This is a genomic window from Hydrocoleum sp. CS-953 (assembly GCF_002260545.1).
Classification (GTDB): domain Bacteria; phylum Cyanobacteriota; class Cyanobacteriia; order Cyanobacteriales; family Microcoleaceae; genus Trichodesmium.
Map to the genome: position 1 here is coordinate 1 of NZ_LGSU01000978.1, position 5,775 is coordinate 5,775.

At 35.4% G+C, this 5,775-nt stretch carries 3 protein-coding genes and 1 pseudogene; all 4 read right to left on the minus strand.

The annotated features are described in order from the left end of the window. Positions 1-187 precede the first annotated feature (187 nt). Positions 188-682: GGDEF domain-containing protein (locus tag AFK68_RS38875; protein ID WP_210407394.1), on the minus strand; the 495-nt coding region annotated here is incomplete at its 5' end. A gap of 1 nt (position 683) precedes the next feature. Next, positions 684-2,395: pseudogene (locus AFK68_RS45115) on the minus strand (CBS domain-containing protein); the annotation flags it as partial. A gap of 788 nt (positions 2,396-3,183) precedes the next feature. After that, a complete protein-coding gene (locus AFK68_RS13770) occupies positions 3,184-4,830 on the minus strand; it encodes an iron ABC transporter permease (RefSeq protein WP_094673298.1) in 1,647 nt (548 codons plus the stop codon). Positions 4,831-5,124: 294 nt separating this feature from the next. After that, positions 5,125-5,280 (minus strand): hypothetical protein, encoded by a 156-nt coding sequence (locus AFK68_RS36785; RefSeq protein WP_168186465.1) that lies wholly within the window; start codon positions 5,278-5,280, stop codon positions 5,125-5,127. Between the last annotated feature and the right edge of the window lie 495 nt (positions 5,281-5,775).

Sequence of the window (5,775 nt, forward strand, 5' to 3'; positions counted from 1 at the left end):
ATTAAGAGTTGAAGCGTCAATAATTAATTATTCATTCAACAATTAAGGTTTAAAGCCTCCCCTTTCAATGGGATAAATAAAAAAAAATTCCTTGAGCGCCAATCCTATCCGTTTCAAGAATAGGTGATTATTAATTATTAATTGTATCGGCTGTCGCCGACATGAACATTGTTAATTGCTTAAAAATCTAATCTTGATACAAAACAACTTGATTACGTCCTGCTTCTTTCGCCTGATATAAAGCTCTATCCGCCCGTTGTACAATCTCTTCTCCTGTGGTGCCATCTAGAGGAAAACAAGCAACTCCCAGAGAAACAGTTACAGATGGCAGAATTTTATCCTGATTTTTTAAGGATAATTCCCTCACTCCTGAACAAATACTTTCTGCTCTTTCTTTGGCAACACTTACAGGAGTATTTATTAAAATTAAAGTCATTTCTTCTCCACCGTAACGACAAGCAATATCATATCCTCTAACTTTTTGTTGTAAAAATCTCCCTAGTTCTCGGAGTACAATATCTCCTACATCGTGACCATAAGTATCGTTAAATCGTTTAAAATGATCAACATCTACCATGATGACGCTTAAAGGTTGTTGATTGCATTTAGCTTTGATAATTTCTTGCTTGAGAGATTCATCTAAATAACGTCGATTAAATAAACCTGTTAAAACATCCCGAATNACTTTTTGTTGTAAAAATCTCCCTAGTTCTCGGAGTACAATATCTCCTACATCGTGACCATAAGTATCGTTAAATCGTTTAAAATGATCAACATCTACCATGATGACGCTTAAAGGTTGTTGATTGCATTTAGCTTTGATAATTTCTTGCTTGAGAGATTCATCTAAATAACGTCGATTAAATAAACCTGTTAAAACATCCCGAATACTCTCATTTCTTAATTTTTCTCTCAGTTTCAGGTTGTAAAGTGCTAAAGAAATTTGTTCGCCAAAAGTACGAGCTAAACGTTTTTGATAGCTACTAATTTTTTCTGAACTTTCTGTTCGCAGATAAAACAACCCCCAAACTTTACCTTGATTTAATAGAGGAGTACAAATAGTTGTGGTAGGTGGAAATTCCCGATCGACATGATGACAAAATAATCCTGGTTGAGCATTACTAGCAATATGAGTTTGTCCTCGTCGCAATGCCCAACAATCATTAAATTCCACTAAGGTTTCACTATCTGCGAGATTACCATAGCAACTAACACTTTTAAACTTACGATTACACTCATCTTTCAATAAGACACTACTCGCAAACTCTGGAAATAATTTTTTCAGAAATTCTGCTAGGAATTCATAAGCGTCTTCAATTTTTTCGCACACTTGTAAAAATTCCATCATCTCGTTAAGAGTTGTCATGTCATAGTTGCGTTGCTCTAGTTGATTTACTGATTCTTGCAAACGCCCTACCTGTTCCTCCAGACGATTATTGTTACGATGCAAAAGTTCAATTTTTTCAGTCTGTAGGTCTTGTATTTCCTGCCGCAATGTATGAATTACTCCACACATATCTATAGGATTGAGGTTTTGCAATATATTAGTTTGAGTTATAATACCTAGCAGGTTGCCATTATGACCACATACAACTAATCGCCGTACTCGCAGCTTTTGCATTTGTTGATTAGCTTGCCATAAACTATCCACAGGACTTAAAGTAGATAAAGGTGTACTCATAACGTCTGAGGCTTTTAATTCATTGAAATTTAACTCTAGTGCTTGAAATTGCACGATATCTCTTTCTGTAACAATTCCCACTGGATGTAATATCTGTTGTTTATCTGGGCAAACTATGACTATACAACTAACTCGATACTTTGCCATTTTTTCAGCGATGGCAAGTAGACATAAATTAGGGGAGCAACTAATCACATTAGTATTCATCACTTCCTCAACTTGTCTGTGTTTTAGTAGATCGCATGATTTTAGAGAATTGCGAAGACTTGATGGAGTAATTAAACCTATTAATTTCTTTGTTTCTGATAATACTGGTAGATGACGAATTTTATTCTGCTGAAAATAGTTAATAACTGTATAAATATCTTCTATCTCCGAATCAACTATTGTGATTAACTTATTAGTCATCACATCATTAACTGTGATATCTTCTACCTGAACTTTTGAGGCAATTAATCGGACTATATCACGCTCAGTTAGTATTCCCAATAATTGATTATTTTCAACTACTAATAAGCAACTCGAACGACTTTTTAAATCGATACCTTGATTTGATTCTATGAGTAAATCTACCTGCACATTTTGTTGGTTTTTCGGTAGAGTGAGCCGATATATTGCTTCTGTTAATGAAATATCTGGAGTAACTGTTACAGGATGAGGATCTATAGCAGTCTCAATTGTAAAGTTTGATAATATATTTTTGTTAAGGGACATGATTTATAATCAATCTAAAATTTATAGGTATAGAATAGAATNATCTGGAGTAACTGTTACAGGATGAGGATCTATAGCAGTCTCAATTGTAAAGTTTGATAATATATTTTTGTTAAGGGACATGATTTATAATCAATCTAAAATTTATAGGTATAGAATAGAATAAATTTTCTAAAAAGGGTACTATTAATTGTAATAAATTATTACTGAAAAATGTATTTATTACGAATTATATAGAATCTGGTTTAATAGTCGTCCGCAACGACGATAGGAAGTAATCTCAGGGGTGCGCTTCTGTTCCAGTCGCTGCGGACGCAGGCTATAATAATTATCCGGATTTGATCTTATTACTCTATATTAATATTGATTAATATACTGAAAAATGTATTTATTACTAATTATATAGAATCTGGTTGAACAGTTGTCCGCAACGACGATAGGAAGCAATCTCAGGGGTGTGCTTCTGTTCCAGTCGCTGCGGACGCAGGCTATAATAATTATCCAGATTTGATATTATTATTCTATATTAATATTGATTAATATACTGAAAAATGTATTTATTACTAATTATATAGAATCTGGTTGAACAGTTGTCCGCAACGACGATAGGAAGCAATCTCAGGGGTGTGCCGAGATTGCTTTCCTCCACTCCGTTCCAGTCGCTGCGGACGCAGGCTATAATAATTATCCGGATTTGATATTATTATTCTATATTAATCAATATTAAGTTGTAGAATACACAAGTCCCATTCTTCTAATTGATAACCACAAAAAAATTGTTAATAATCTTAACTTTGGCGCGACTTAGCAATTCTTAAACTAAGCAGAATTACTGGTATTATTCCTACTAATACAATTGCTAAAGCCGGACCTGCTGCCTCAGTTAATCTCTCATCGGCAGCCAAATTATAAACCCGAATTGCTAAGGTATCAAAATTAAACGGACGAATTACCATTGTTGCTGGTAACTCTTTCATTACATCTACAAATGTCAACATTGCTCCTGTTAATAACCCACCCCACATTATCGGTGCATGAACTTTAATTAAAGTTTGAGTAGGGTTGTAACCTAAACTCCGAGAAGCATCATCTAAACTAGGTTTAATTTTCACTAAACTTGACTCAACAGCACCAAATGCTACTGCCATAAATCTGACTAAATAAGCAAATACTAATGCTGTAATAGTACCACTGAATAATAAACCAGTTGAGATGCCAAACATCGAACGCATAAAACTATCAATGGCATTATCAACTGTACCAATAGGAATCAAAATTCCGACCGCAATAACTGAACCTGGTACGGCATAACCCATTGCAGCAATACGAGTTGAGACACGCATTCCCAAATTTCGATTTAGACGTACTCCATAAGCCATGATCAGAGCGATCGCCACTCCTAATACAGCGGTTATTGCTGCCAAAATCAAACTATGGGAAGCATAATTCCAAAACCGACCCCGAAAACTTGCCCCACTCTCAGCAATAGTCATTTCTAATAATAATCCTGCTGGCAAGAGAAAGCCTAAAAAAACTGGCAGTAAACAAGCAATAAAAGCACCTAATTTCCGCATTCCAGTTAAGTGAAATTGTTGTAAGTGTTGCTGTTGACTGGTAGTTTGATAATATTTGGCTTGGCGACGAGACCAAAGTTCGAGCAAAATTAACCATAAAATAAATAATAATAATACTGCTGCTAACTGTGCTGCTGCTACTCTTTCCCCCATACCAAACCAAGTACGATAAATGCCAGTGGTAAATGTATCGACTCCAAAATATTGCACCGTACCAAAATCATTCAGGGTTTCCATTAGTGCTAGAGCTAAACCTGTAATTATTGCTGGTCTTGCCAGGGGAAGAGCTATTGTGAAGAAACTCCGCCAAGGGTTCGCTCCGAGAGAACGACTTGCTTCTAAAGTACAGGTTGACTGTTCTAAAAAGGCGACTCGTGTGAGAAGATAAACGTAGGGGTATAATGTTAGGGTTAATAGGGCGATCGCTCCGCCAATGGAACGAATTTCTGGGAACCAATAATCATTGACACTCGTCCAACCAAACACTTCTCGTAACCACATCTGTACAGGGCCATAAAATTCTAGGAGTTCTGTATAGGTGTAGGCTAAAATATAAGCGGGTGTTGCTAAAGGTAATAACATTGCCCATTCAAATAGACGACTGCCTGGAAAACGGCACATTGTGATTAACCATGCTGCTCCTACTCCGATGACTGAAACTCCACAACCTACTCCTACCATTAATATGAAGGAGTTGAGGAGATAACGGGGTAAAACTGTAGAGGCTAAGTGACTCCAGATTTCTCCTGTATCCGAGAAAATACTGCTGAGGACAAATATTACAGGGGCTGAGATGAGGGAGGCGATCGCTACAACAAATATTGTCCAAGCATCCCAGTTGAGAAGGTTAATTTTTTTCATAATTATTAAAAATTTTAATTGTATAGCGCGTAGCGCTAGGGAATAGGGAATAGGGAATAGTAGACTAATAAAGGGTTTTTCGTATAGGGAAAAGCTCCGCTAACAGGATTTAGAAATTTCAAACACCTTAATGCGTAGCGCTATACATATAGCCATAGGAAATGATTCGCGAAAAAACTGTAGGGGTTTGGTCTCCAAACCAAAGCGCATAAGGGATTTGGAAACCAAACCCCTACAATAAAATCTTACCAATGGATAATTAATAATTAATTCCTTTTGGTGTAATAACTCCAGTTAAGGAGAAAAAAAAGTGCTAGGAGATTTCTGCATCTCTCCTATATCCGAAAAAATACTCTTGAGGACAAATATTACAGGGGCTGAGATGAGGGAGGCGATCGCTACCACAAATATTGTCCCAGCATTCCAGTTGAAAAGGTTAATTTTTTTCATAGTTATTAAAATTTTTAATTTTAGATATTATAAAAAATTATATATGCTTAATGAAAACATTTCCTAAAAAATGGGTTAATATAATTCAAGAATAAATAATAACGTTCTAAAAGACTTTGAGAACTATAACGCACATTCTTAAATTCTTCTTAAAACAGAGAGGGTTTTTGGCGTAAACATTGTTCAATAATTGATAATTGATAATGGATAATTGATAATTACCTCTCCCTAAAAACGGATAGGATTGAGTCAAAGGAAAATATTTTCTTGTTTCTCCTTGATCATGAGAGGCTTTAAACCTTAATTATTCGGTAATCTCACAATGTTTGTTCATAAATCTAGTTTATATTTTGACTTTTGACTAAATAATAAAGTCAACACATTCCCCTTAAAAGGGGAATGAAAAAGTGGTTGTTTTGCAAAAACGCCATATTCAATTGACCAAGAGAAAATCAGCTTTAGTATTTCAAGCTTCTTTATACCTTCAGCTAGAGG